Raw genomic sequence first — 23,291 nt, forward strand, 5'->3', positions numbered from 1 at the left:
CTGCGCCGGCACCTCCTCGCCACCGCCCTGCTGCTGGGCATGACGGGCATGGCCCTGGCGGCCGCGCCGCTGGCCTTCGCCGATGCCGCCGAGGAAGCCCGCTTCCACACCCTGACCGCGCAGCTGCGTTGCGTGCAGTGCCAGAACCAGTCGCTGGCCGACTCCGATGCGCTGATCGCCCAGGACATGCGCCGCCAGGTGCTGAGCCTGATGCAGCAGGGGCAATCGGATGCGCAGATCCGCCAGTGGCTGGTCCAGCGCTATGGCCAGTTCGTGCTGTACAAGCCGGCCGTCAACGCCAGCACCATCGCCCTGTGGCTGATTCCGGCCGGCCTGCTGTTGCTGGCTGCCGGCGTGGCCGTGCCCTTGGTGCGCCGTCGCCAGGCCCTGTTGGACCACGGCCCTACCACCCCCTCCCACGGAGATGACTGGTGAGCCTTGCCCTGCTCCTGGCCGCCCTCACCGGCGCGCTGTCCGGCCTGTTGATTGCCCTGCCGCTGTGGCGTCAGCAGCGCTATGCCAGCAGCGGCCTGCTGGCCGGCGTGCTGGCCCTGGCGTGCGCGGGCCTGTATGCCCTGCTCGGCACCCCGGCCGCAGTGCAGGCCGGCAGCCCGGCGCAGAGCGCCGCGCAGGACCTGGCCAGCAATGCCGCGCAACTGCGCCAGGCCCTGCAGGCCGACCCGAGCCAGACCGAAGGTTGGATCCTGCTGGCCCGTGCCGAAGCCCTGCTCGGCAACACAACGGCGGCCGAAGCGGCCTGGCAGCAGGCCCTGACCCAGGCCCCGGACGAGCCGGCCCTGCTGGTCGAGGCCGCCCAGGCGCGCGCCGATGCCGACCCGCAGCGGCACATCGATGACACCGGCCTGGCCTGGCTGGAGCAGGCCCGACGCCTGGATCCACAGGCACAGCGGGCGCTGTGGCTGATCGGCATTGCCCAGCGCCAGCGCGGGCAGCCGGCCGCCGCCGCGCAGACCTGGCAGCAGCTGCTGGCCCTGCTTGATGGCAGCACCGCCGGCAGCGTGCGCGAGCAGATCGACATCGCCCGTGCCCAGGCCGGGCTGCCACCACTGCAGGCCGACCAGGCCGCGCCCGCCAATGAGGTTGCGGCCCAGGTCAAAGTCAGCCTGAGCGTGGACCCGGCCCTGGCCGCGCGTCTGCCCGCCGATACCCCGGTGTTCGTACAGGTGCGCGATCTGGCCGGCAGCCCGATGCCGGTGGCCGCCCTGCGCCTGCGCCTGGAGCAGCTGCCGCTGACGGTGCACCTGGATGACGGCAACAGCGTGATGCCCGGCCAGCCACTGTCCAGCCACACCCAGGTGCGGGTGAGCGCGCGCATCGCCGTGTCCGGCTCGGCCAGCCGCAGCGAGGGCGACATCGAAACGGCGGCAAGCAGCATCGAGGTCGGCAGCAGCACGCCGCTGCGCCTGCATTTGCAGCCGTAAACAGCACACTGTGTGGGCCGATCTGCCGACGATCAGCATGCCGGCCCCGGGTAAAATACCGCCATGACCGAATTCATCCCGCCCGGCAGCCGGTTCCATGCGCTGCCCTCGCCACTGCCGCTCAAGCGCGGTGGCCAGCTGCACGGCGCACGCGTGGCCTATGAAACCTGGGGCACGCTGGACACCGCTGCCAGCAATGCGATCCTGATCGTCACCGGGCTCTCGCCCGACGCCCATGCCGCCAGCCACCCGGGCAACCCCGACCCCGGCTGGTGGGAAAAGATGCTCGGCCCGGGCAAGGCCATCGACACCGACCGCTGGTTCGTGGTCTGCGTCAACTCGCTGGGCAGCTGCAAGGGCTCCACCGGCCCGGCCTCGATCAACCCGCTCAGCGGCAAGCCCTGGCGGCTGGACTTCCCGGCGCTGTCCATCGAGGACATCGCCGATGCCGCCGTGGACGCGGTGCGCGGGTTGGGCGTCGACCAACTGGCCTGCCTGATCGGCAACTCGATGGGCGGCATGACCGCGCTGGCGGTGCTGCAGCGCCACCCCGGCATCAGCCGCAGCCACATCAACATTTCCGGTTCGGCCCAGGCCCTGCCGTTCTCCATTGCCATCCGCTCGTTGCAACGCGAGGCCATCCGTCTGGATCCGGCCTGGAACAACGGCGATTACGACGATGCGCTGTACCCGGAAGCGGGCATGCGCATCGCCCGCAAGCTGGGGGTGATCACCTACCGCTCGGCGCTGGAATGGGATGGCCGCTTCGGCCGCGTGCGGCTGGATTCGGAAGCCGGTGACGATGACCCGTTCGGCATGGAATTCCAGGTGGAAAGCTATCTGGAAGGCCACGCCCGCCGCTTCGTGCGCCGCTTCGACCCCAACTGCTACCTCTACCTGGGCCGGGCCATGGACTGGTTCGACCTGGGCGAATATGCCGGCGGCAACGTGGATGCGGCACTGGCCGCGCTGTCGCTGGACAAGGCCCTGGCCATCGGTGCCAACACCGACATCCTGTTCCCGGTGCAGCAGCAGGAGCAGATCGCCCAGGGCCTGGCCGCCGGTGGCTGCGATGCACAGTTCGTTGGTCTGGATTCGCCACAGGGCCATGACGCCTTCCTGGTCGATTTCGAGCGTTTCTGCCCGCCGATCCGCGCCTTCCTCGACAGCCTGTAACGCGACGGCTCCGCCACACCGCCGGCCACTGCACACAGACAGCGGCCAGCGGCGCTGGCGCATCTGCCAGGCCGGCAATCCCTGACAGCGCCACCGTCAGGGCCGCGGCCAAGCTGGCAGTTCCACCGCCCAAGGCTGCGGCCATGCGTACCTGCCTGTTGTCCGTGTTGTTGACTGCCCTGCTCTGGCCACCGGTGCTGGCTGCGACCGGCATGAGCGTGGCCCTCCCCGCACCGATGCTGGCCAGCCCCTGGCCGCAGCCAGCGCCGGACCCGGGCGCTTATCTGTTCAGCGAAAAACTCGACGGCGTGCGCGCCCGCTGGGACGGCCAGCGCCTGAGCACCCGCAATGGCAACCCGATTGCGGTTCCGCCCGGCTTCACTGCCGGCTGGCCGGTGCAGCCGCTGGACGGCGAACTGTGGATCGGCCGCGGCCAGTTCGAGTTGACCAGCACCCTGGTGCGCGCCCGCAACCCCGCCGATCCGCGTTGGCGCCAGGTACACCTGCATGTCTTCGACCTGCCCGCCCATGCTGGCGATTTTGCCCAGCGCCACGCCGCCCTGCAGACCTTGCTGGCGCGGCCAGCGCCGCATCTGCGCCTGGTGCAGCAACGCCGGCTCGCTGACCACGCCGCCCTGCAGCGCTGGCTGGGGCAGGTCCTGGCAGACGGCGGCGAGGGCCTGATTGCCCATCACCTCCATGCCCGTTATGTGCCGGGGCGCAGTGCCCTGCTGTACAAGATCAAGCCCTGGCACGATGCCGAGGCCAGCGTGATCGCCCATCTGCCCGGGCGCGGCCGGCATGCCGGCCACACCGGGGCGCTGCAGGTGCGCGATGCCCAGGGCCGGGTCTTTGCCGTGGGCAGTGGCCTGAGCGATGCCCAACGCCGCGCACCGCCGGCCATCGGCAGCCGCATCACCTACCGCTATACCGAACGCACCAGCCGTGGCCTGCCACGTTTCCCGCGCTTTGTACGGGTGCGCGATGACGAACCGCCAGCCAGCGGCCAGTGAGGCTGGCAACGGCCGGCCAATCTGTTTCAATGACCGCCCTGCCCTGGATGGACGACAACGATGCGCCTGCAAGGACGCCTGAGTGACTGGGACGACAAACGCGGTTTTGGCTACATCATCCCCAATGGCGGCGGCGAGCGTGCCTGGATGCACATCAGCGCCTGGCAAGGGCGCGGCAGCCGGCCGGCCAATGGCGACCAGCTCACCTACCAGGTCAAGACCAACCCCAAGGGCCGGCCCACCGCCGAGGCGGTCAAACCGGCGCGCAGCACCGCGCGCCCGCGCAACAGCGTGCACAAGGGGCAACCGGGCAAGGGCAGCCAGGCCTGGCGGATCCTGATCGGCTTGTTCGTGCTCAGCGCCCAGGTCTCGGTTGGCGCCCTGTCCCTGCTGCCGTGGTGGCTGGTCGGCGCCGCCCTGGCCTTGAGCGCCCTGACCTGGGCGGCCTATGGCCTGGACAAACGCGCCGCGCAACAAGACCAGCGCCGCACCCCCGAGGCCACCTTGCAGTTGCTCGGTCTGCTCGGCGGCTGGCCGGGGGCCCTGATCGCCCAGGGCCAGTTCCGCCACAAGACGGCCAAATTCCGCTTCCAGGCCCAGTTCTGGGTCTGTGTGGTGGTCAACGTACTGGCCGTACTGGCCGGGCCGGCGCTGCTGCAGCGCTTCGCGCCCGGTTGATCAGCCCAGCGGCTGCAGGCGGCCTTCGCGCAGCCGGTACTGCACATCCACCACGCCGGGCGGCAGCACGTCGTGGCTGATCATCAGCAGGCTGCGCCCGGCCAGTGCGGCGGGCAAATCCAGCAGCAAGGCATGCGCGGTGTCCACATCCAGTCCTTCGGTGGGCTCGTCCAGCAGCACCAGCGGACCGGGCCGCAACAGGGCGCGGGCCAGGGCCAGGCGACGGGCCTGGCCGCCGGACAGGGTCGCCCCGTTCTCGCCGACCCAGGTTTCCAGGCCACCGTTGTCCTGCGCCCAGCCATCCAGACGCACACGCTGCAGCACCTGCCACAGCTGCGCGTCACTGGCCCCGGCATCGCCCAGGCGCAGGTTTTCGGCCAGGGTGCCGGCGAAGATCGGTGCGCCCTGCGGCATCCAGGCCAGTTGCTGGTGCCATTGGGCCAGCGACAGGCTGGCGATGTCCTGGCCATTGAACTGGATCTGGCCGGCCTGCGGATCGGCCTGGCGCAGGATCAGCAGCGACAGCGTGCTCTTGCCGCTGCCGCTGTCCCCGCCAATGGCCACCCGCTGCCCGGGCGCGATGTCCAGGTCCAGCCCGTCCAACACCCGACGCTGCTGCCCCGGCCAGGAAAAGACGATGTCGTGCAGGCGCAGCGTAGCGGCCTGGCCGGCATTGGCCAGCACCGTTGCAGTGGCCGGCTCGGCCACGGCAGGTGCCTGTTCGACGATGGCCTGCAGGCGGCCGGCCGATACCCGCCCGGCCACCAGCGCCTGCCAGGCCAGGCCGGCACCGGCCCACAACTCGAGCAAGGCCACGGTCATGAACACCAGGCTGGCCGCCAGCGCCGGTGCCAGACCGGCACTGGCATGGCCATGCAGGGCCAGGGCCAGCATCGCCACCAGCCCGGCACCGGCACACAGGCCGTGCAGCAACTGTGCGCTGAGCAGGCGGCGACGGCGGCGGCGGTCACTGGCGGCGACCTTGCGCGCGGCTTCGTCCACCTGCACGATCCAGCGCCCCTGGGCCTGCTGGGCGAGCAGGTCAGCCGCCCCTTCCAGACCCTCGAAGGCCAGGGTGCGCAGGCTGGCCCGACGCTGCGCGCGCTCGGTTTCCCCCGCCTTGCCACCACGCACCGCCAGCAACGGAATCGCCGTGCCGATCAGCAGCGCCATCAGCGCCAGCAGGGCGGCGGCCGGCGGATACACCAGCACTGCGGCCAGCAAGGCGGCAACACTGACCACGCCCATCGCCAGCAATGGGCCGATGGCCCGCACGAACAGGCCATCCACCTCGCCGATGTCGCCCATCAGGCGGGCCAGCAGCTCACCGGTGCGGGTATTGCCCAGCTTGCCCGGGGCCAGCGGCAGGGCGCGGGCGAAGAACCACACCCGCAGGTCGCGGGCGATGCGCAGGGTGGCATCGTGGCCGAGCAGCTTTTCAAAGTAGCGGCTGACGATACGGGCCATGGTCAGCGCCCGGATCCCGGCCGAGGGGCTGAAGAAATTGAAGGTGGCGCCCAGCCCGGCCAGGCCGGCCAAAGCCGAGGCAGTGAGGAAGCCACCGGACAGGCCAAGCAAGGCGGTGCCGGCCACCATGGTCACACTGAACAGCACGACCGCACCCAGCAGGCGCGCACGATGGGCGGCAAACACAGCGGACAGCGGCTGGCCCTGCCAACGGTTGATGTCCTGCTGGCTCATGCCTGGTCCTCCCGCTGCTGCGGCCGCGCCGGCAGGGTGATCACCCGGTCGGCCCAGGCCATCACGGCCGGGCTGTGGGTGGCCACCACCACGCTGCGGCCACGCGCATGCACGTTCAGCGCCTGCAGCAGGTCGGCCTCGGTCTCGGCATCGAGGAAAGCGGTGGGTTCATCGAGCAGCAGCACATCAGCCTCCATCAGCAGGGCCCGGGCCAGGCCGACCCGGCGCGCCTCGCCGCCGGACAGCCCCAGCCCGCGCTCGCCGACCAGGGTATCCAGGCCTTGCGGCAGCTGGGCAGCAAAACGCATCACCTGGCCGGCACGGGCTGCCTGTTGCAGACGCGCTGCACTGGCAGTGGGCTCACCCAGGCGCAGGTTGTCGGCAATGCTGCCGTGGAACAGGTAGGGGCGCTGGCTGGCATGCACCACGCGCAGGCCCGGTGCCCACTGCAGCCGGCCCTGGCGCGGCGGCAGCCAACCAGCCAGTGCTTCGAGCACGGTGCTCTTGCCACTGCCGCTGGGCCCGACCAGGGCGACCCGCTCGCCGGGCTGCAGCTGCAGGGAAAAATCACTGACCACATCGGCCGGCGCCCCCAGCGGGCGCAGGCTCAGTTGCTGGGCATCCAGTGCGGCGGCCATACCGAACTCGGTCTGGGCCAGCACCGGGCCAACGGCTTCGGCCGGGGCATTGCCGGCATCGGCGGCCGGCAGGCTGCCGAGCAGGCGCTCGATCTCGGCCACCGCCGCCAGTGCATTGGCACGGTCGTGGTAATGCGCGGCCAGCTTGCGCAGCGGCGCATAGAACTCCGGGGCCAGCAGCAGGCAGAACATGCCTATCCCCAAGCTGGGCAGGCCCGGGCCCAGCTCCATCAGGCCCAGATAGCTCAGGCCGAAATACAGCGCGACCATGGCCACACTGACCGAGGCGAAGAATTCCAGCGTGGTGGAGGACAGGAAGGCGATGCGAAGCACCCGCATCGAGCGCTCGCGCAGCTGTTCGGAGGCCTGCCCCACCCGCTCCAGCTCGGCCTGGCCACGGCCATACACCCGCAACAGGCCCAGGCCCTTGATGCGGTCGGCAAAATGCCCCCCCAGCCGCGCCATTTCGCTGAGTTGACCACGGCTGGCCGCTTCGGCGCCCCAGCCCACCAGCATCATGAACACCGGCACCAGCGGCCCGGTGAACAGCAGAATCAAGGCCACCACCCAGTTCACGCTGGCCACGGCCACGGCAATGGCCAGCGGCACCACCACCATCTCGCTGCGCACCGGCTGGAAGCCGCTGAAATAGCCTTCCACTGCATCGCCATGGGCCAGCATCAGCTCACCCAGCTCACCACTGCGCTGGCCGCGCAACCACAACGGGCCGTTGCCCTGCAGGCTGCGGTAGATGCGCTGGCGCAGGCCCAGCTTGGCCGCATCGGCGACCCGCCCGGCCGCCGCCGTGGCCGCGGTGGACAGCAACGCACGCAGGGCCAGGATCGCCGCCAGGGCCAGCAATACCGGCCAGCACGCCTGCAGCCCGGCACCTTCCACCAGCACCTGCTGGATCAACCAGGCAATGGCACCGGCCTGGGCAATCAGGCCGATCCCGGACAGGCAGGCCAGGGCCGCCGCCAGGCGTTGCTGGGTGCGCGCAGGTGCGGCCAGCGCATCGAGCCATTGCTGGCGCGCCTTGCGCTGTTGCGGGGAAGGATTGTCAACGCTGGAACTGGACACAGTGGACAAATAAGCGCATTACAGGGCTCGGAAGTGTAATCGCCCCGGGGTCTGCACGGTGACCCAATGGCCTTGGGGTAACCTTGATCCAGATCAAGGTGACCGGTTTAACAGTTCGCTAATGTGCAGCCGTACCGTTCCCCCCACCCAACAACGTTGCCATGCCCTACGAGGTAGCACAGCCATGATCGACCAAACCGTCGTGGAACTGTCGCGGTTGCAATTTGCGCTGACCGCCATGTACCACTTCCTCTTCGTCCCCCTCACGCTGGGGCTCTCCTTCATGATCGCGATCATGGAGAGCGTCTACGTCATGACCGGCAAGGAGGTCTGGCGCCGGATGACCCTGTTCTGGGGCGTGCTGTTCGGTATCAACTTCGCCATGGGCGTGGGTACCGGCATCGTGATGGAGTTCCAGTTCGGCATGAACTGGTCCTACTACAGCCATTACGTGGGCGACATCTTCGGTGCGCCGCTGGCCATCGAGGGCCTGATGGCCTTCTTCCTGGAAGCCACCTTCATCGGCCTGTTCTTCTTCGGCTGGAACCGCCTGTCCAAGGTGCAGCACCTGACCGTGACCTGGTTGATGGCCCTGGGCACCAACCTGTCGGCGCTGTGGATCCTGATCGCCAACGGCTGGATGCAGTACCCGGTCGGTGCGGTGTTCAACCCGGACACCATGCGCATGGAAGTGGTGGATTTTGCCGCCGTGCTGCTCAACCCGGTGGCCCAGGCCAAGTTCGTGCACACCGTGTCGGCTGGCTATGTGACTGGCGCGATGTTCGTGATGTCGATCTCCGCCTTCTACCTGCTGCGCGGCAAGCACCGCGAGATGGCCCGTCGTTCCTTCGCCGTGGCCGCGGCCTTCGGCCTGCTGGCCTCGATCTCGGTGGCCGTGCTGGGTGATGAATCCGGCTACGCCGCTGCGGAAAACCAGAAGATGAAGCTGGCCGCGATCGAAGGCATGTGGCAGACCGAAGAGGCCCCGGCCGCCTTCACCGCCTTCGGCATCCCCAACCAGGCCGAACAGCGCAACGATTACGCCGTGCACATCCCGTATGTGATGGGCCTGATCGGCACCCGTTCGCTGGACACGCAGATCCCGGGCATCCTGGAACTGGTGGCCCGCGCCGAAGAACGCATCCAGACCGGCCAGATCGCCTACGCCGCCCTGGAACGCATCAAGGCCAACAAGGACGATGCCGAAGCCCGTGCCGTGTTCGACCGCCATTGGCAGGATCTGGGCCACGCTCTGCTGCTGAAGCGTTACCGCGATGACATCGAAAACGCCACGGTCGAACAAATTGCCCAGGCCGCGGTGGACACCGTGCCGATGGTCGGCCCGCTGTTCTGGACCTTCCGCATCATGGTGGCCATCGGCTTCTACCTGATCGGCTTCTTCGCCCTGGCCTTCTGGTACTCGTGCAAGGACAGCTTCGAGTCCAAGACCACCTTCCTCAAGATCGCCCTGTTCTCGCTGCCTCTGCCGTGGATTGCCATCGAATGTGGCTGGTTCATCGCCGAGTACGGCCGTCAGCCGTGGGCCGTGGATGGTGTGCTGCCGACCTTCTACGCTGCCTCGGGCCTGGCCCTGTATGAAATCCTGGCCTCGCTGATCGGCTTCGTGCTGATCTACACGGTGCTGATGGTCATCGAGATCAAGCTGATGCTCAAAGCCATCGGCAAGGGTCCGGAACAGGTTCTGCCGGCCCTGCAGGCCAGCATGAACGTCCCCGCCAACGCTGCCAGCAAGTCCTGAGCAGGAGATAACGACCATGGACTTCATTTTTCTTGATTACCAGACGCTGCGCGTGATCTGGTGGCTGCTGCTCGGCATCCTGCTGATCGGTTTTGCGGTGATGGACGGTTTCGACCTCGGCGTGGGCACCCTGCTCCCGTTCGTGGCCAAGACCGATGAGGAGCGCCGCCTGGTGCTCAACACCATCGGCCCGGTGTGGGAAGGCAACCAGGTGTGGCTGGTGCTCGGTGGCGGTGCGATCTTCGCTGCCTGGCCGCCGCTGTACGCGGTGAGCTTCTCCGGCTTCTACCTGGCCATGTTCCTGATCCTGTTCGCCCTGATCCTGCGCCCGGTCGGCTTCAAGTACCGCGGCAAGATGCCCTCGCAGACCTGGCGCAACAACTGGGACCGCGCCCTGTTCGTCGGCGGCTTCATCCCCGCCCTGATCATGGGTGTGGCGGTGGGCAACGTGCTGCTGGGCGTGCCGTTCCAGATCGATGACACCGCCCGCATCAGCTACCACGGCCATCTGATCGGCCTGCTGACCCCGTTTGCCCTGGTCGCCGGCCTGGTCTCGGTGGCCATGCTGATCGCCCATGGCGCGGCCATGCTGGTGATCAAGCTGGACGGCCCGGTGGCTGAGCGCGCAGCGCGCATCGGTTCGGTCGCAGCCCTGGTCACCGTGGCCCTGTTCGCCGTGGCCGGTGCCTGGGTGGCCTTCGGCCTGCCGGGTTACCAGATCACCATGAGCGCCGGCGTTGATGGCCCGTCCAACCCGCTGCTGAAGTCGGCGCAAATCGGTGGCGGCTGGATGGCCAACTACCGTGAGATGCCGGCCACCATCGCCGCTCCGGTACTGGGCTTTGTCGGCATGCTGCTCAGTGCACTGTTCCTGCGTGCCCGTGCCGGCGGCAAGGCCTTCATCGCCTCCGGCGCCGGTATTGCCGGCATCATCCTGACGGTGGGCTTTGCCATCTTCCCGTTCCTGCTGCCGTCCTCGATCTCGCCGGACTCCAGCCTGACGGTGTGGGATGCCTCCTCCAGCCACCTGACCCTGTGGATCATGCTGCTGTGCACGATCATCTTCCTGCCGATCATCATCGCCTACACCACCTGGGTCTACCGCGTCCTCAAGGGCAAGGTCACCAGCGATGAAATGGGCGACAACCCCAACGCCTACTGATCGGCATCAACAAGGAGAAACAACATGTGGTATTTCGCCTGGATCCTCGGTGCCGGCCTGGCCTGCACGGTCGCCATCCTCAACGGCATGTGGTTTGAAGCGCGCAGCGCACAAACCGAAAAATGATGTGAAAAAGGCTTGCTGCAAGTGAATTTGCCACGTATCATTTGCAGCTCCTTCGGGGTGTAGCTCAGTCTGGTAGAGCGCTACGTTCGGGACGTAGAGGTCGCAGGTTCGAATCCTGTCTCCCCGACCATCCAAGAGAGCCTGGGAAGCTGTATCTCCCGGGCTTTTTTGTGGAAAGGTCGGTTTTCCAACCGATGTCCGTGTCAGGTCCGAAGCCTGCCAAGGATTGCAACAATTCCCTTGCGGGAATGCCAACTTCGGGGTGTAGCTCAGTCTGGTAGAGCGCTACGTTCGGGACGTAGAGGTCGCAGGTTCGAATCCTGTCTCCCCGACCATCCTGCTGGTCAGGATCGTCATGGCAATCACGCATCGCTTCCCTTGTGGAGGCACACCTTCGGGGTGTAGCTCAGTCTGGTAGAGCGCTACGTTCGGGACGTAGAGGTCGCAGGTTCGAATCCTGTCTCCCCGACCATCACACCGGCCGCTGGTCGGTTTTTTGTTCAGCCAACGCCTCGCGGCGGAGACACTGAACAGGCAGATTCGGCAAGCCCGACAACGGCTGCCGTACTTGCCACACAGGCCCTGCAAGCCTATAATTTGCAGCTTATTCGGGGTGTAGCTCAGTCTGGTAGAGCGCTACGTTCGGGACGTAGAGGTCGCAGGTTCGAATCCTGTCTCCCCGACCATCAAGAAACCGGCCTTCTGGCCGGTTTTTTGCGTTTGCCGGCTTACACTGCGGCCCTGCCCTGTGCAGCCGTCTACAAGGAACGTCATGCCCGGCAGCCCCCGCCCGCTTACCCACCACGGCCACTGGCTGGCCCTGGCCGCCATCGTGCTCACCGCGGTCAACCTGCGTACCGCCGTCACCTCGATCACCCCGTTGCTGGCCCGGCTGGGCGAGCAGTTCGGCTTTGGCACCGGCATGACCGGGGTGTTCGGCATGCTGCCCACCGCGGCCTTTGCCGTGGCCGGCGTGCTGACCCCACGCCTGATCGGCCGCCTCGGCGCCGAGCGTACCGCCCTGCTGGCCATGGCCATCAGCTGCGCGGGCCTGCTGCTGCGCGCCGGGGCCGGCTCCACCACGATGCTGCTGCTCGGTTCGCTGCTGGCCCTGGCCGGCATGGGCTGCGGCAATGTGGTGATTCCGCCATTGGTGAAGACCTATTTCCCGCAGCGCATCGGCGCGGTCAGCGCCTTGTACCTGACCACCCTGCAGCTGGGCACCATGGGCCCGGCCCTGGCCGCGGTACCGCTGGCCGACGCCGCCGGCTGGCGCGTCTCGCTGGGCATCTGGTCGTTGCTGGCCGCCGCTGCCGTGCTGCCGCTGTGGCTGCTGCAGCGCCAGGCCGCTCCGGGCCAGGCCAGCGCGTCAACCACCACGATGGCCAGGCCCGGCAAGGTCTGGCGCACCCCGCTGGGCTGGTCGATGACCTTGATGTTCGGCATGACCTCGCTGATTTCCTATGCCATGTTCACCTGGCTGCCGCGGCTGATGACCGAGGCCGGCGCCGACGCCGCCTTTGGCGGGGTGGTGGTGGCGGTGTTCTCGGCCATGGGCCTGATCGCCTCGTTGGCGGTACCGGCCATTGCCAGCCGCCTGCGCAACCCTTTCATCCTGGTCGCGGCCTGCTGGCTGCTGTGCCTGGCCGCCTTTGCCGGCCTGTGGCTGGCGCCGATGAAGGCGCCGATCCTGTGGGCAGTGCTGATGGGCCTGGGCCCGAGCACCTTCCCGTTGAGCCTGACCCTGATCAACCTGCGCACCCGCAGCCCGGCCGGCTCGGCCGCGCTGTCCGGCTTCATGCAGGGCACCGGCTATGCCCTGGCCTGCCTCGGCCCCTTGCTGTTCGGCCTGCTCTTCCAGGCCACCGGCAGCTGGGGCGCGCCGTTTGCCCTGCTCGCGGTGGCCAGCACCTGCATCCTGCTGGCCGGCTGGCATGCCTGCCGGCCACAGCAACTGGAAGACCAATGGCAGTCTTGAACAACCAGCAGCGATACGGGTGGTAAAACACTCGTTCCTCGTTCCTCGTTCCTCGTTCCTCGTTGCTCGTTCAGTCTGGCATTTGCGATCACGCCCTGAGTCGCTCAGGCCGCTGCGCCCAGGCCGAGGAAATCGCCCATCGCCGCCAGCTCGGCCGCCAATGCCTGCGCATACGCCGCATCGGCCGGTGCCTTGCCGGCCACGTACTGCAGCTGCGCCTGCAGTTGGCCATCGCGCACCGTCAGGTTGCCCCAGCCGATCACCTGCCCACGCCAGAGCAGGGGCATGGCGTAGTAACCCAGCTGGCGTTTGGCTGCGGGGGTGTAGGCCTCGAAACGGTAGCGCCAGCCCCAGAACAGCTCGAAACGCCGCCGGTCCCAGACCACCGGGTCGAAGGGCGCCAGCAGCCGCACCTGCCCATCGTGCTGCCAGCGCTTGCTGGCCGGTGCCTCGTCGGCCGGCCAACCCCAGCTCACACCGTCGACCGTGGCCTGGCCCAGCTGTGACCAAACGCGCTTGCCGGCAACACGGCAGGCCGCCTTCCACTGCGGCCCGCCATTGGCCAGATAGCCCACCAGCTGGGTGAAGCTGGCCAGGGGCAAGGGCGCGTAGACCTGGGCGATCAACTGCACCAGCGCCTCCAGGCGCTGCTCCAGTGCCATCGCATTGGCCGCAAGCTCATCCAGGTGCAACGCATACAGACGGGTACCACCCTCGCGCCCGGCCACCCGCAGCATGCCGCGGTAATGCATGCCATCGAGCAACTCGGTGGTGGCGTGCGCATTGCCGCCAAACCAGGTCACCACCTTGCCGTGGTCGAACGCGGCGGCCACATCGCGAGGATGCACCACCCCCTGGGCCGCCACATGCGCACGCAACTGCAGGGCCTGTTGCTGCCTTTGCGCTGGCCATTGCAGCCGCGCCTGGCGTGGGTGCAACAAGGCCTGGGTCGCCCGCGGCAGGAAGCCGTAATTGACGAAGAAATCCTCTTCCAGCGCCAACCTCGGATAACGTCGCTCCAGCTCACCGGCGCGGTAGCCGCTGACGCGGTGGCGCAGGGTCAGGTCCTGGGCACGCGCCGGAGCCCGGATCGGGTCAGCCTGGACAAAGCCCATGCGGGTGATCGCCCGCATCAGGGTGGTCGGCTTGAACAGCGAACGGGCGATGGCGTAACGGCGCAGGTCATCAAGGTGCAGGCTCATCGGCGCCAGCTTACCTGCACCGTTTCACGCCCGCGCCGTACTTGCGCCTGCGCAGGCCAGCGGCCGCCTCAACCCGGCAGTTCACCGCCGGCACTGATGCGCGCCACGATCGCCTCCACCTCGGCGCGGGCAATGGTGCCGCCGCTGTAGATGTTGTGCAGGGTGATGCCTTCGATCACCGCATCCAGCGCCCGCACCGTGGCCGGCTCGAAATACTGGCCCAGGGTCTGCTGCACCTGCGCTGCCCAGTCACCGATCAAGCGCCGGGCCGGCGCATTGCGTGCGGCGTAGACGTACAGCTCCATCATCGGGATCAGGGTATCGGCAGCCATCGGCTGGTCACCACAGACCCAGTCCACGATCGCCGCACAGGCCTGCGCCGGGCTGTCCACGCCTTCCAGCTGTTCACGCCACTTGTCCAGCATGTAGGCGGAGAGCAGGCCGAAGGCTTCTTCCAGCAAGGCCTCGCGGCTGTCGAAGTGGTAGGTCATCGAGCCCAGCGGCACATCGGCCCGCGCCGCCACCGAACGATGGGTGCAGGCGGCCATGCCGCTGTCGGTGATCACCTCCAGCGCCGCCTGGATGATGCGCTGGCGGCGTTCGGGGTCGTGGCGGCGGGTGGCGATGGCAGTCTCCTGAATCAGCTCTTGTGTACAAATGTACGCTTGAAGTGTAGCGTATGCCGCAAGTGTACAAACGTACGCATCCTTGGAATTTCCCTGTGTCTTCCCCCGCAGCCCTGCTCGCCCGCCGGCGACGCACCCTGTTTGCCTTCTTCCTGCTTCCCGGCGCCCTGCTCGCCGCCTGGATCACCCGCACCCCAGCCATCCGCGACACCCTGGGCGCATCGCTGGCCGAGATGGGCCTGGTCCTGGCTGGGCTGTCGGTCGGCTCGATGATCGGCCTGCTGGCCTCCGGGCCGCTGATCGCCCGCTTCGGCACCCGTCCGGTGACCCAGCTGGGCATGGTCCTGATCATCAGCTCGATGTTCACCCTGGCCCTGGCCACGGTGCTGCAGGTCCTGCCACTGGCCAGCGTGGCCCTGCTGCTGTTCGGCCTGGGCATGGGCGGGGCGGAACTGGCGATCAACATGGAAGGCGCCGAGGTGGAACGGATCAGTTGCAAGATCGTCCTGCCGACCCTGCACGGCTGTTTCAGCGTCGGCACGGTGATCGGCGCGCTGACCAGCCTGCTGCTGATCAAGCTTCAGGTGCCGGTGGTCTGGCATCTGCTGGCGATGTGTGTACTCGGCGCACTGGCGATCAGCCCCTTCATCAATGGCCTGGCGCCGGGTTTTGGGCGCAGCGACACACAGCCCGGGGCCACGGCCGATGCCGCCCCGCGCCCACGCCTGTGGCGTGAACCGGCACTGCTGATGATTGCCGCCATCACCCTGAGCATGACCCTGTCCGAAGGTTCGGCCTATGACTGGCTGCCGCTGCTGATGGCCGATGCCTACGCCACCGGCGAGATGACCGGCACCCTGGTCTTCCTCGGCTTTGCCACCACCATGGCCATCGGCCGCCTTGGCAGCGGCGTGCTGCTGCAGCGCATGGACCGCCGCAGCGTGCTGGTGGCCAGCATGCTGATGGCCGCCGCCGGCATGGCTGTGGTGGTGACCAGCCAGCACCTGCTGCTGGCCGTGGCCGGGGTGGTGTTCTGGGGCCTGGGCGCTTCGGTGGCATTTCCGCTGGCCCTGTCGGCAGCCGCCGTCTCCGGCGATGACAGCAATGCGCGGGTCAAGCTGGTGGCCACCGGGGGTTACCTGGCCCTGCTGGTCGGCCCTCCGATGCTCGGTTTCGTGGCCAATGCCGTGGGCCTGCGCGGCGCCTTTGCCGTGGTCCTGGGCCTGGTCCTGCTGGCCCTGCTGGCCACCCCGGCGGTACCGCGCAGCCGGCCCGGCCAGCAACCTGCGAGGCACTGAGCGGCATTGTCTGGCGGCCGCCCCAAACGGCCGCCAGCGGCTTGCCCGCATACCTGCTGACAGTGACCGGCTGCGTAGCGCAGACTGGCGCCATCTTTTTCCTTGATTGCCCGCCCCATGTCCAAGCCCGCCGCTTCCAACACCCTGGACCGCATCGTTGCCCAGGCCCGCAAGGAGGCCGAACAGCGTGGCCACGGCTACCGCGACCGTGCCCTGAAGATGTACCCGTGGATCTGTGGCCGCTGCACGCGTGAGTTCACCCGTGCCAACCTCACCGAACTCACCGTGCACCACCGCAACCACAACCACGACGACAACCCGGCCGACGGCAGCAACTGGGAGCTGCTGTGCATCTATTGCCACGACAACGAGCACAGCCGCTACGGTGACCACACCGGTGTGGCCGCCAACCGTGCCGAGGACGCGGTGGCCGCCGCCACCTCCAACCCCTTCGCCGACCTTAAGAGCCTGCTCAAGCGCTGAGCCCGACCGGGCGCAGCACAGGCGCAGGATCGGTTGCCGCAGGCCGGTACGCCGGCGGCGGCGCCATCTCTTGCGCACACATGGCTGTGAACGTGCGCAGGCTTCAGCGCACACAGCCCGCGATGGCAGCGGCAAGCTCATCGGCCGCCGCATCCACACCCAGATCAATGAAGTAAGGCCCTGCTCCCCTGAGCAACAGTTGCGCGCGGTCGCTGCCGGAGCGGTGTTGCAGGCGGATACGCAAGCCGATCCGGTTGCGCTGCGGGTAATCACCACTTTCCAGCACCCCGGCACCATCGTCGCGAAGACTGACGGGCTGCCACGCCTGATTGCCTGCCCGCAGATGGGTGAGTACCTCTTCGGTACAGGCAAACAGCTGCGCAGTGGCCAAGCCACGCGGCAAGGAAACCTGGCGCCTACTGCTCGGAACACAGGCAGCCAGAACCGCCACGCACAGCAGGCACAAACACAAACGTGCAGATGAGACATCCATGGCTGGCTCCAGCACCGGCTTGACGGACACGGTGCCACGGGGAGTGCATACGCTCAACACACTCCCCAGAGCCGGGTGCAGTGACAACAGGCGCAGGCACCATCGCCAGCGGCTCACAGGGCAGACAGGCAATGCAGCGGGCGCTGGATGAGCGCCCTTGGGTGCATGTGTCGGTACGGCTGCGCCAGTTGCATGCCCCCCCGCTATCAGCCCACGTTGGCCGAACGTGATCCGCAATGGGTAGGAAACCTGCCTTGGGGCACTGCGCCAATAGCGGCACCGATGCCAGATGCCATACAAGCAGCCACTGCCTGAGCCTGCGCAACACCGCTTGGCATCGATTACGCGGTCTGCCGACAGCAGCGGACAGGACGCCGCCCCGGCAAGGCCGTAAAATCAGCCATCTTCATTTGCCGGAACCCCTGCCATGGGCCTGCTGTCCTGGATCCCCAAGCCTGCCTCTGCCCTGGCCAACGGCGGGGTCATCGGCCCGGACGAGCGCCTGCCCTGGGCGCAGACCGGGCTGATGGGCATCCAGCACGTGGTGGCGATGTTCGGCTCCACCGTGCTGGCACCGATCCTGATGGGCTTTGACCCCAACCTGGCGGTGCTGATGAGCGGCATCGGCACCCTGATCTTCTTTGCCATCACCGGCGGCCGGGTGCCCAGCTACCTGGGCTCCTCGTTTGCCTTCATCGGCGTGGTCAACGTGGCCACCGGTTACGTCGCCAGCCACGGCGCCAACGCCAACATCGGCCTGGCCCTGGGCGGCATCATCGCCTGCGGCGCGCTGTATGCGGCCATCGGCGTATTGGTGCAGCTCATCGGCACCGGCTGGATCGAACGTCTGATGCCGCCGGTGGTGACCGGCGCGGTGGTGGCAGTGATCGGCCTGAACCTGGCCGCGATCCCGGTCAAGAACATGGCTGCCAACAATTTCGATGCCTGGATGCAGGCGGTCACCTTCCTGGCCGTGGCCCTGGTGGCGGTATACACGCGCGGCATGGTGCAGCGCCTGTTGATCCTGGTCGGCCTGCTCATCGCCAGCCTGATCTACGTGGCCCTGACCAACGGCCTGGGCCTGGGCAAGCCGTTTGATGTGTCCGGCATTGCCAACGCGCCGTGGTTCGGCCTGCCCAGCCTGCATGCACCGGTGTTCAACAGCCAGGCCATGCTGCTGATCGTGCCGGTGGTGCTGATCCTGGTGGCCGAGAACCTGGGCCACATCAAGGCGGTGACCGCGATGACCGGCAAGGACATGGACCGTTACATGGGCCGGGCCTTCATCGGCGACGGCGTGGCCACCATGGTCTCCGGCGCGGCCGGCGGCACCGGTGTGACCACCTATGCCGAGAACATCGGGGTGATGGCCGCCACCCGCATCTACTCCACCGCCGTGTTCCTGATCGCCGCCCTGCTGGCCGTGCTGCTGGGCTTCTCGCCCAAGTTCGGCGCCCTGATCCAGGCCATCCCGTTGCCGGTGATGGGCGGCGTGTCGATTGTGGTGTTCGGCCTGATCGCCATTGCCGGGGCCCGCATCTGGGTCGACAACAAGGTCGATTTCTCCGACCTGCGCAACCTGATGGTGGCCGGCATCACCCTGATCCTGGGCACCGGCGAGTTCACCCTGCGCTTTGGCGAGTTCTCGCTGGGCGGCATCGGCACCGCCACCTTCGGCGCCATCGGCCTGTATGCCCTGCTCGGGCTGGGCAAGCGGCGCTGAAATCCGGGCTTGCCCCAGCCCGGCGGCTCTCCCGAGGGAGCGCCTCCCGGCGCGACAAACGCTGCGTCAGGCTCAGCGCGGAACCAGCTGCCCCGGGCGATAAACAAACCACGCACGCTCATCGCCGGCGGTGCCGATCAGCACACTGCCATCGCCCTGCACGCTGAGCACCGGTGACATCGCCTCATCGCGCCCGGAGCGCATGTCCTGGGCCATGAAGCCGATATCGTCGGCCGGCAGCAACTGCGGGGCGGCACCAGCGCGCAACTCCAGCAGGCCATAGCTGGGCCAGCCGCACGATGAGCCACTGCAATCGGTCTGGAACATCACCGTATCCCGGTCAGCCCGGCGCACCAGGGCGATCAGGCTGACGTGGTCCATCTCCACTCCCAAGGTGCTGGCATCGCCGTTGTAGGTGAGGTAACTGATGCCCTCATCCTCGTTGCGCAACACTCCCACGGTGCCGAAGCGGGTGTCCACCGAGGCCTGCCCGTCGAGCAGGCGTACCGCCGCGCCGGCCACATCCTTGCCTGCATCCGTGCCCGCCACAGCCGTATCCGGCATGGCCGATACCGCCGCTGCTGCGTCCACGGCCGGGCTGCCGCACGCCACAGTGCCCAGTACTAGTGCCGCCAGCATTGCCACATTGCGCATCCCTGCCATCGCCCTGCTCCACTGATGATCAACAGCCGGCAGGATGGCAGGCGCCACCGTTTGCAGACAGTCCACCATCGGGGGGATAAGGCATCAATACCGGGCAACGCCACTGCAGGTCATCAGGCCTGCGCATCGGTTGCTTGTTGCTCGCACAAGCGGCAATCCACCCACTGCCCCAGCATGCCGACCCGCCCCGCCTGGGTCTGCGTCCATGGCCGGTTGGTCCACGGCGGGTTGTGCCGCACATGCCGGCAATGCCCGCATGCCAGCTCGGCCACCCAGTGCCCTTCCTCATCCTGATGGAACCCGGTGATGGGTTGTTGCATGACGGCCCGCCGCTAAGTTGAACCACAAATCCCGGCAATGATGCCCTCGGCAGGTGGCTTGTGCATGCTCACGGCTCACCAGCACAGGCCCGTCCGTTGCATGGAAGGGCATCAGCGAATTCAGTAACATCGGCCAATCACTGCCTCACGCTGGCAGCACAGACAGGGGATGTCGAAGTTGATGGGGAATTTCAGTTTTCTCACTGCGCATGATCCGGTATTGCTGCGCCTGGCCAGCACCGCCGAGCAGGTCTTTGCTGCTGATCCCAACACCACCCTGATCAAGCTGCGCCAGCTCGGCGAGGCCATCGCCCAGGGCCTGGCCGCTCGAGCCGGCATTGCCGTTGATGGCACCATTACCCAGTTGGAGCTGATCCAGCAGCTCAGCCGCCAGCTGGACCTGGATGCCGACATCCGCAACCTGTTCCACACCCTGCGCGTGGAAGGCAACCGTGCCACCCATGGTTTCGTCACCCAGCACCGCGAGGCGATGGACGGCCTGCGCGTGGCCCGCGAACTGGCCATCTGGTATCACCGCGCATCCGGCAAGGCGGCCGCAGGCTTCAAGCCCGGCCCCTTCATTGCCCCGGTCGATCCCAGTGCCAGTCTGCGCAACCTGCAGCTGCAGATTGCGCAGCTGGAAGCTGAGCTGCAGCAGCGCAACCAGGCATTGCAAGACAGCCAGAAACTGGCTGAGCTCAAGTCAGACGAAAGCGCGCTGGTGCTTGAGCTGGCTACGGCAATGGACCTGGAAAGTCGCCAGTTCAAGGCGCAGCTGGAACAACTGGAAAGCCAGCTGGAAACCGAGCGCAACCACTTCCAGGCCCAGCTCAAGGCCCTGCAGGACAACGCCAACGCTGATACCAACAGCGGCGAACAGCTCGCCCGTCGCAGCCGGCAGGCAGCCGCAGCGTTTGATCCGGACGAGGAGCTGACCCGCATCCTGATCGACCAGCAGCTGCGTGATGCCGGCTGGGAAACCGATTCACTGCAGCTCACCTGGGCCAAGGGCAGCCGCCCGGCCAAGGGCCGCAACCAGGCCATTGCCGAATGGCCCACTGCCAGCCCGCGCGCCTGCGCCGATTACGTGCTGTTTTGCGGGTTGCAGGCCGTCGCCATCGTCGAAGCCAAGCGCCGCCGGGTCAATGTCCCCAGCCATCTGCCCCAGGCCGAGCGCTATGCCCGCGATTTCCGCCTGCAAGCGCCCCTGCGCATCGCCGGCGAAGGTGCCGCTGCCGGCCCTTGGGATGACGGCCAGAACGGGCATTTCATCGTGCCGTTCGCTTATGCCTGCAATGGCCGCCCCTATATTGCCCAGCTGGCCGAGCAATCCGGCATCTGGTACCGCGACCTGCGCTCGCCTGCCAACAGCCGCCGGCCGCTGCAGGGCTTCCACTCGCCTCAAGGCCTGCTCGAGCTGCTCGCCCGCGACCAGGCGCTGGCCCAGCAACAGCTGCACAACGAACCGCTTGCCTACCTGGGCCTGCGCGATTACCAGCAAAAAGCCATCAGCGCCGTAGAAAATGCCCTGGCCAACGGCCAGCGCCACTGCCTGCTGGCCATGGCCACCGGCACCGGCAAGACCCGCACCACCATCGGCCTGATCTACCGTCTGCTCAAGGCCGAACGTTTCACCCGCATCCTGTTCCTGGTCGACCGCACCAGCCTGGGCAACCAGGCACTGGATGCCTTCGCCGAAATGCACCTGGAACAGAACCTCACCCTGGCCCAGATCTACAACATCAACGAGCTGGGGGACATGGCCACCGAGGCCGAAACCCGCGTCCAGGTCGCCACCGTGCAGGCGATGGTGCGGCGCATCTTCCAGTCCGACACCCCGCCACCAATCGACCAGTTCGACTGCATCATTGTCGATGAAGCCCATCGCGGCTACACCCTGGACCAGGAGATGAGCGAAGGCGAGCTGGGCCTGCGCGACTACAACCTGTACCTGTCCCAGTACCGGCGTGTGCTGGATTGGTTTGACGCCTGCCGCATCGGCCTCACCGCCACGCCCGCCCTGCAGACCAGCCAGATCTTCGGCCACCCGGTCTACACCTACAGTTACCGCGAAGCGGTGGCCGATGACTGGCTGATCGACCATGAGCCGCCCATTCGCTACGAAACCGAACTGAGCCAGCAAGGCATCCATTTCGACAAGGGCGAGGTGGTGGACGTGCTGGACATCCACACCGGCGAGGTCAACCCGGCCGAGCTGGCCGATGAGCTGCATTTCGATATCGAGTCGTTCAACCGCCGCGTCATCACCGAAGCCTTCGACCAGGTCATCTGCACCGAGCTGGCCAAGGTGCTGGACCCGTTCGGGGACGAGAAAACGCTGATTTTCTGCGTCAACCAGAAGCATGCCGAACGGGTGCACCGCCTGCTTGACCAAGCCTTCTGCGACATTTACGGCCAGGCATGGAACCAGGCCAGCATTGCCGTCATTACCGGGCAAACCGACAAGGTCGATACCGCCATCCGCCACTACAAGTACGAGCGGATGCCCAACATCGCCATCACCGTGGACCTGCTTACCACCGGTATCGACGTGCCCCGGATCTGCCACCTGGTGTTCATGCGCAGGGTGCGCTCGCGCATCCTGTATGAGCAGATGAAGGGCCGCGCCACCCGCCGCTGCGATGACATCGGCAAGACCGTGTTCCACATCCACGACCCGGTCGGCCTGTACCAGGCACTGGAAAAAGTGGACACCATGCAGCCTCTGGTCAAGAACCCGGCCATTTCCTTGGGCGAGCTGATCAGCGAGCTGCACGACCCGCGCAGCCATCAAGTACCCGGTACTGCGCCAGACACCGTGCATGCGCAGGATGTGCTCGACCAGATCAGCCAGAAGATCATGCGGGTGTTGCGCCGGGCCGAACACAAGGCCGGTTACCGCCCCGCCATCGCCGAGCAACTGGAGCAGCTGCAAACCCAGTGGGGCATCGCCCCGGCCCAGCTGCACCAGCACCTGCAGGCCCTGGGCCCGGCCCAGGCGGCCAGCTTCATTGCCAGCCAGCTGCCACGTCTGGAGGACCAGCTGCAGGGCGTACGCCAGCTGCTGGCAACCGAGCACCACCCGATCATCTCCACCGCCCCGGATGCCATCCGCGACATCCACCAGAACTACGGCAACCACCCGGCGCCGGGCGACTACCTGGAAAGCTTCAGCACCTTCATCAAGGAGCAGATCAACCAGTCAGCCGCCCTGCTGGCCATTGCCACCCGTCCGCATGACCTCACCCGCGAGCAGTTGCGCGAGATCCGCCTGCTGCTGGACCGCCACGGCTACAACGAAGTCACCCTGCAAAGTGCCGAGCGCAATTGCTCCAACCGCGATATTGCCGCCAGCATCATCGGCCATATCCGTCGCGCCGCCCTGGGTGAGGCGCTGATGCCCTACGGCAAACGCGTTGATGCGGCGGTGGAGCGCATCCTCGCACGCCAACCATGGACCCCGGCCCAGCGCAAATGGATCGAGCGCCTGGGCAACCAGCTGGTGCATGAAGTGGTGATCGACCGTGATTTCCTGCAGCGTGCCGCCGCACCCAGCGGCGGCCTGAAGCTGCTCGAGGCGGTGTTCAACCAGCAGCTGGATGAGGTCGTCAGCCAGCTCCGGACCGCCGTCTGGGAACAGGTGGCCTGAGCCGACAGCGTGCCAGCGATCCCTGTTCAGGTGGCCATTGAGCCGAATAAGCCCGCCATTCGGCTCGCCCAATGAGCCGAA

20 protein-coding genes and 4 tRNA genes are annotated in these 23,291 nt (G+C 67.2%); 17 read left to right on the forward strand and 7 right to left on the reverse strand.

The genetic code is table 11. From position 1 onward, the window contains the following. The 5 genes from ABB30_RS05510 to ABB30_RS05530 all read left to right on the forward strand — a co-directional run bounded on the left by ABB30_RS05510 (position 1) and on the right by ABB30_RS05530 (position 4,309). Complete coding sequence (locus ABB30_RS05510; RefSeq protein ID WP_425477379.1) at positions 1 to 435, forward strand: cytochrome c-type biogenesis protein; 435 nt, start codon at positions 1 to 3, stop codon at positions 433 to 435. Next, entirely contained in the window at positions 432 to 1,442 is a 1,011-nt protein-coding gene (locus tag ABB30_RS05515) for a tetratricopeptide repeat protein (RefSeq protein ID WP_057637305.1), read from the forward strand. Before ABB30_RS05510 ends, ABB30_RS05515 begins: the two co-directional genes overlap by 4 nt. Before the next feature lie 63 nt (positions 1,443 to 1,505). After that, positions 1,506 to 2,618 carry a homoserine O-acetyltransferase MetX gene (gene metX, locus ABB30_RS05520; protein WP_057637306.1) on the forward strand — a complete coding sequence of 371 codons (1,113 nt, stop codon included), beginning with the start codon at positions 1,506 to 1,508 and terminating at the stop codon, positions 2,616 to 2,618. A gap of 143 nt (positions 2,619 to 2,761) precedes the next feature. Further along, entirely contained in the window at positions 2,762 to 3,631 is an 870-nt protein-coding gene (locus ABB30_RS05525) for a DNA ligase (RefSeq protein ID WP_083489707.1), read from the forward strand. A gap of 60 nt (positions 3,632 to 3,691) precedes the next feature. Then, positions 3,692 to 4,309 carry a DUF1294 domain-containing protein gene (locus ABB30_RS05530; protein ID WP_057637307.1) on the forward strand — a complete coding sequence of 206 codons (618 nt, stop codon included), beginning with the start codon at positions 3,692 to 3,694 and terminating at the stop codon, positions 4,307 to 4,309. On the opposite strand, the gene cydC is transcribed toward ABB30_RS05530, so the two are convergent. Both cydC and cydD read right to left on the reverse strand, forming a co-directional pair. Beyond that, positions 4,310 to 6,010 carry a thiol reductant ABC exporter subunit CydC gene (gene cydC / locus ABB30_RS05535; protein ID WP_057637308.1) on the reverse strand — a complete coding sequence of 567 codons (1,701 nt, stop codon included), beginning with the start codon at positions 6,008 to 6,010 and terminating at the stop codon, positions 4,310 to 4,312. Further along, on the reverse strand, positions 6,007 to 7,737 hold the full coding sequence (gene cydD, locus ABB30_RS05540; protein ID WP_425477378.1) for a thiol reductant ABC exporter subunit CydD: 1,731 nt from the start codon (positions 7,735 to 7,737) through the stop codon (positions 6,007 to 6,009). Before cydD ends, cydC begins: the two co-directional genes overlap by 4 nt. A 175-nt stretch (positions 7,738 to 7,912) precedes the next feature. Here cydD and ABB30_RS05545 point away from each other — a divergent pair, with 175 nt between their 5' ends. From ABB30_RS05545 to ABB30_RS05580, 8 genes are all read left to right on the forward strand, one after another. Next, positions 7,913 to 9,487 (forward strand): cytochrome ubiquinol oxidase subunit I, encoded by a 1,575-nt coding sequence (locus ABB30_RS05545; RefSeq protein ID WP_057637310.1) that lies wholly within the window; start codon positions 7,913 to 7,915, stop codon positions 9,485 to 9,487. 16 nt (positions 9,488 to 9,503) lie between these two features. After that, the gene (cydB, locus tag ABB30_RS05550) at positions 9,504 to 10,649 is read left to right on the forward strand and encodes a cytochrome d ubiquinol oxidase subunit II (RefSeq protein WP_057637311.1); all 1,146 of its coding nucleotides are present in this window, start codon (positions 9,504 to 9,506) and stop codon (positions 10,647 to 10,649) included. A gap of 24 nt (positions 10,650 to 10,673) precedes the next feature. After that, positions 10,674 to 10,775, forward strand: a complete 102-nt coding sequence (gene cydX / locus ABB30_RS05555) for a cytochrome bd-I oxidase subunit CydX (RefSeq protein ID WP_057637312.1) — start codon at positions 10,674 to 10,676, stop codon at positions 10,773 to 10,775. Positions 10,776 to 10,828: 53 nt separating this feature from the next. Beyond that, positions 10,829 to 10,905, forward strand: a tRNA-Pro gene (locus ABB30_RS05560). Between the two features lie 128 nt (positions 10,906 to 11,033). Then, a tRNA-Pro gene (locus ABB30_RS05565) sits at positions 11,034 to 11,110 on the forward strand. A 60-nt stretch (positions 11,111 to 11,170) separates the two neighbouring features. Continuing rightward, a tRNA-Pro gene (locus ABB30_RS05570) sits at positions 11,171 to 11,247 on the forward strand. A 137-nt stretch (positions 11,248 to 11,384) separates the two neighbouring features. After that, a tRNA-Pro gene (locus tag ABB30_RS05575) sits at positions 11,385 to 11,461 on the forward strand. Positions 11,462 to 11,547: 86 nt separating this feature from the next. After that, the gene (locus tag ABB30_RS05580; RefSeq protein ID WP_057637313.1) at positions 11,548 to 12,753 is read left to right on the forward strand and encodes an MFS transporter; all 1,206 of its coding nucleotides are present in this window, start codon (positions 11,548 to 11,550) and stop codon (positions 12,751 to 12,753) included. Between the two features lie 104 nt (positions 12,754 to 12,857). Here ABB30_RS05580 and ABB30_RS05585 read toward each other — a convergent pair whose 3' ends face one another. Together ABB30_RS05585 and ABB30_RS05590 are read right to left on the reverse strand one after the other, a co-directional pair. Next, positions 12,858 to 13,955 carry a DNA glycosylase AlkZ-like family protein gene (locus ABB30_RS05585; protein WP_057637314.1) on the reverse strand — a complete coding sequence of 366 codons (1,098 nt, stop codon included), beginning with the start codon at positions 13,953 to 13,955 and terminating at the stop codon, positions 12,858 to 12,860. 68 nt (positions 13,956 to 14,023) lie between these two features. Further along, positions 14,024 to 14,692, reverse strand: coding sequence for a TetR/AcrR family transcriptional regulator (locus ABB30_RS05590; protein ID WP_338062340.1), 669 nt, complete (start codon positions 14,690 to 14,692; stop codon positions 14,024 to 14,026). Here ABB30_RS05590 and ABB30_RS05595 point away from each other — a divergent pair. Beyond that, a complete protein-coding gene (locus ABB30_RS05595) occupies positions 14,677 to 15,879 on the forward strand; it encodes an MFS transporter (RefSeq protein WP_211263454.1) in 1,203 nt (400 codons plus the stop codon). The genes ABB30_RS05590 and ABB30_RS05595 overlap by 16 nt on opposite strands. Positions 15,880 to 15,996: 117 nt before the next feature. Continuing rightward, entirely contained in the window at positions 15,997 to 16,362 is a 366-nt protein-coding gene (locus tag ABB30_RS05600; protein WP_057637317.1) for a YajD family HNH nuclease, read from the forward strand. 103 nt (positions 16,363 to 16,465) lie between these two features. Here the strand turns inward: ABB30_RS05600 and ABB30_RS05605 are convergent, their stop codons facing one another. Continuing rightward, positions 16,466 to 16,885, reverse strand: a complete 420-nt coding sequence (locus ABB30_RS05605) for a hypothetical protein (protein WP_152980588.1) — start codon at positions 16,883 to 16,885, stop codon at positions 16,466 to 16,468. A gap of 397 nt (positions 16,886 to 17,282) precedes the next feature. Here ABB30_RS05605 and ABB30_RS05610 point away from each other — a divergent pair, with 397 nt between their 5' ends. Then, positions 17,283 to 18,578, forward strand: coding sequence for a solute carrier family 23 protein (locus ABB30_RS05610; RefSeq protein WP_057637319.1), 1,296 nt, complete (start codon positions 17,283 to 17,285; stop codon positions 18,576 to 18,578). Positions 18,579 to 18,650: 72 nt separating this feature from the next. Here the strand turns inward: ABB30_RS05610 and ABB30_RS05615 are convergent, their stop codons facing one another. Both ABB30_RS05615 and ABB30_RS05620 read right to left on the reverse strand, forming a co-directional pair. Beyond that, positions 18,651 to 19,241, reverse strand: a complete 591-nt coding sequence (locus tag ABB30_RS05615) for a hypothetical protein (RefSeq protein WP_152980589.1) — start codon at positions 19,239 to 19,241, stop codon at positions 18,651 to 18,653. Between the two features lie 113 nt (positions 19,242 to 19,354). Next, entirely contained in the window at positions 19,355 to 19,561 is a 207-nt protein-coding gene (locus ABB30_RS05620) for a DUF3565 domain-containing protein (protein ID WP_057637321.1), read from the reverse strand. A 169-nt stretch (positions 19,562 to 19,730) separates the two neighbouring features. Between ABB30_RS05620 and hsdR the strand changes: the two genes are divergently transcribed. Continuing rightward, positions 19,731 to 23,210, forward strand: coding sequence for a type I restriction-modification system endonuclease (gene hsdR / locus ABB30_RS05625; protein WP_057637322.1), 3,480 nt, complete (start codon positions 19,731 to 19,733; stop codon positions 23,208 to 23,210). The last annotated feature ends 81 nt before the right edge of the window (positions 23,211 to 23,291 follow it).

The sequence above is a fragment of the Stenotrophomonas ginsengisoli genome, from assembly GCF_001431485.1.
GTDB classification, from domain to species: Bacteria; Pseudomonadota; Gammaproteobacteria; order Xanthomonadales; family Xanthomonadaceae; genus Stenotrophomonas; species Stenotrophomonas ginsengisoli.